The sequence below is a fragment of the Candidatus Marivariicella sp. genome (assembly GCF_983056325.1).
Window position 1 is genome coordinate 104,303 of record NZ_CEZOWA010000004.1, and the last position, 3,344, is coordinate 107,646.

The 3,344-nt window shown below is 27.4% G+C and carries 4 protein-coding genes; 1 reads left to right on the forward strand and 3 read right to left on the reverse strand.

What is annotated here, in order from left to right:
* Nucleotides 1–39: 39 nt before the first annotated feature.
* The 3 genes from AC3ATN_RS02225 to AC3ATN_RS02235 are packed head-to-tail and all read right to left on the reverse strand — an operon-like array spanning nt 40 to nt 2,940.
* Entirely contained in the window at nt 40–1,521 is a 1,482-nt protein-coding gene (locus AC3ATN_RS02225) for a cryptochrome/photolyase family protein (RefSeq protein WP_487531592.1), read from the reverse strand.
* A complete protein-coding gene (locus AC3ATN_RS02230) occupies nt 1,505–2,821 on the reverse strand; it encodes a DASH family cryptochrome (protein WP_487531593.1) in 1,317 nt (438 codons plus the stop codon). Before AC3ATN_RS02230 ends, AC3ATN_RS02225 begins: the two co-directional genes overlap by 17 nt.
* Complete coding sequence (locus AC3ATN_RS02235; protein WP_487531594.1) at nt 2,800–2,940, reverse strand: DUF2256 domain-containing protein; 141 nt, start codon at nt 2,938–2,940, stop codon at nt 2,800–2,802. Before AC3ATN_RS02235 ends, AC3ATN_RS02230 begins: the two co-directional genes overlap by 22 nt.
* 243 nt (nt 2,941–3,183) lie before the next feature.
* On the opposite strand from AC3ATN_RS02235, the gene AC3ATN_RS02240 reads away from it, so the two are divergent.
* Nucleotides 3,184–3,291 (forward strand): hypothetical protein, encoded by a 108-nt coding sequence (locus tag AC3ATN_RS02240; protein ID WP_487531599.1) that lies wholly within the window; start codon nt 3,184–3,186, stop codon nt 3,289–3,291.
* Nucleotides 3,292–3,344 lie beyond the last annotated feature (53 nt).

Genomic DNA, 3,344 nt, shown 5'->3' on the forward strand with positions numbered 1-3,344 from the left:
CTGTATAATCTAAAAAGACCTCTAATTAGAGGTCTTTTTTTATTGTTTATTAAGAAAAGTTTCGGCTTTTTCTAAAAGATTATTTTTTTTCTCATGATTCATTTTATCAAATGTGCTAATTAGCATTCTCATCCTAGGGTTTTTTACAAAAAATTCTCGATGATTATCCATGAATCTCCAAAATAATCCATCCCAAATTATTTGCCATTCACCTTTTTGATAATTACTCATTTTAAACAAATAGTTGCTACTTGATATATATGGCTTAGTAGACATTAGTCCTCCATCACTATATTGACTCATACCATACACATTTGGAACCATCACCCAATCATAGGAGTCAATAAACATTTCCATAAACCATTTGTAAACTTCATCAGGATCAAACTCACATAAAACCATAAAGTTTCCTAAAACCATTAGCCTTTCAATATGATGACAATACCCAGTTTCATTAATCTTTTTTATAGTCTTATCTACTGGTCCTATTCCTGTTGTACCAGAGTAAAAACTTGCTGGAATTTTTTTATTGAAATTCCAAAAATTTCTTGTTCTTTCCTGACTTCCTTTTGATATGTAGACACCCCTTATAAACTCTCTCCAGCCTATTATCTGTCTTACAAAACCTTCTACAGAATTTAAGGGAGTTTTATTTTTATTATAAAATGAAATTGCTTGATCCACTACAAGCTTTGGTGAAATAAGTCCACTATTGATTAAAGGACTTAATAAACTGTGATTAAGTGAGACCTCCTCATCAACAATTGCATCTTCATAAAATCCAAAATCTTCAAATCTATTTTTTAAAAAATCATGAAGCCAGTTTTCTGAATCCGAATGGTTATTTGGGTATTTAAAATCTTCATTAATAATTCCATAGTTTTTTGGAAAATATTTTTCAACATATTGGACACCCTCAGAAAGAAATTTATTTCTTTCAGGAAAACTAATGGTTGGAGGAACTAATTTTTTCGGATACTTTTTTCTGTTTAGAGTATCAAAAGACCAGTTTCCACCTTCAGGGTTTAGCTTATCATCAACAAGAATATTTAATTTTTTTCTTTGACTTATATAAAATGTTGTTTGAAAAAATTTCTTTTTTTCAGGTTTAAAGAAACTCTCTAAGTCCTGAGTTCCATTAATAAAAAGGGGGGAGTCGTGTTTTACTAATTTTATTTTATTTTCACGAGCAGTTTTATTTATCCTTCTCTCTAAAAGGTAATCAACTGTATCTATGTACTCAATTTCATTGAACCCTTTTTGTGACAAATTTGGAATTAAATTTCTAATATCTGATAAATCATTATAGGAATCAATATAATTAACTTTAACTCCCATTTTATCTAAGTATTCATTATAATATTTCATTGAAGACCTATGAAATAAAATTTTTTGTTTGTGAAAATTATATTGTTTAAAAAAAATAAATTCTTCAATTAAAAAAACTTCATTACTTTTTTTTAATAAAGAATATTCTTTGAACAACTGATTTGGAAATATTATACTACATGTCAAGTTCATATTGTTTATTTAGCCATAGATTTTGAAAAGAATTATTTGGATCATATCTTTCTGCTTGAAATTTAATATTGAATTTTCTTTCTGGCATTGGATCATTTCCTACTCCAGAATTGTATATCCAATTTCCATAATTACTGTGAACATCGTAATCAATTAGCATAGATTCGAAGTAAGAGGCTCCAACTCTCCAGTCTATTAATAGGTCTTTAGTTAAATATGAAGCAACATTTTGTCTGCCTCTGTTACTCATCCAGCCTGTTTTTCTTAATTCTATCATATTTGCGTTAATGAAAGACTCTTTAGTTTTTCCATTTATCCAACTATTTATTTTTTCTGTATCTATTGTCCAAGAATTGGATTTAGAATGGAGTCCTCCCAATCTAAAAATATTATTTCCATACTTAATGGATATATATTTAAAAAAATCTCTCCAAATTAACTCGAAAATAAGCCAATACGTAGATTGATTTTTAACAACTTTATCTTCAAACTTTTTTACTTGCCAATAAATTTGTCTTGCTGATATTGACCCGTTGGCTAACCAGCTTGATAGTTTAGAGCTATAATCCGTCTTTAATAAGCCATTTCGAGTTTTTTTATAGAATTCTAATTTCTTTGATTTCCAAAAATAAAAATCAATTCTATTGATTGCAGATTCGGCTCCTCCTTTAAATGGAAACGCACTGTATGGATTCGTTTTAAATGACTCAAGATTTAAATCTTCTAATTTTGGAATATCAAATCTTTCATTCAACAAATTAGATTTATCAAGCTTATTTGGAGAAGGGTAACACTCTCTAATCTTAATTTTCTTTTCGATCTTTTTTCTGAAGCTTGAAAAAACATCAGGTATCTCAATTACATCATTCATTATGTCCTCTGGATGAAATAAAAACTGATCATATTCCGATTTAAAATTACATCCCTCAGGGAGATTATTTATTAAGTTTTTTTCGTCTTTTTTTTCTTCCTCTGTCCACTCTTTTTGATAATATAGAGTGCTAATTTTATGCTTCTTTAAAACGTCTATTAATCCATTAGTTGATTCGCAGTTATCTATTATTAGTGAAATATTTAACTCTAACAACGATTTTTCAAGCTCTTGAATGGTTTCAATTAAAAACTTAGCTCTAAACTTTTCAGTTCTTAAAAAACCCCAACGATCCTTCTTAAAGTAGTTAGAGTCAAAGTTATAGTACGCAATTATTTCTTTGTGTGATTTTGATGCTTCAAATAATACTTTATTATCAAGTACTCTCAAATTATTTCTAAACCAAATTATTGCCTTTTGTTCCTGCATTTTTTACTACAATAAATTACTTCATTCCAATTTTTTTCCCACTTTTTTCTCCATTGAAAACTTAAGTTACAAATAGGACATGTTTTCTGTGGAAAATTTTTTTTTAAAACTCTTTTCAAGATTTTGTTTATTTTCTTGTTAAGAATAACAAATTTACATTAAAGTAACTAAGAGAAAGCTCTCAAAATAATATTTAATAAACACTTTAGTATATTTAAATAAGAACAACATAATCAAAAATAAAATACTATTACTTCTCTTTATTTCTTAAATGAAATTTGGTCAAATCAATTTGACTAAGTCCAAAATTGAAGTAATTGAATAAGAATTATTTAGAGATTTAATCAAAAAAAAATCAAATCATTGATGTTCGTGCCGAAAAAAAATATGAGGATGATCATATAAAAAACGCAACTAATATAAATTTCAAATCTTCTAATTTTATTGAAGCTATCTATTTCTGTTTATGACAAATAAAAACCGTACTTAATCTATTGTAAACCTGGAAACGGAAGTGGAAAAG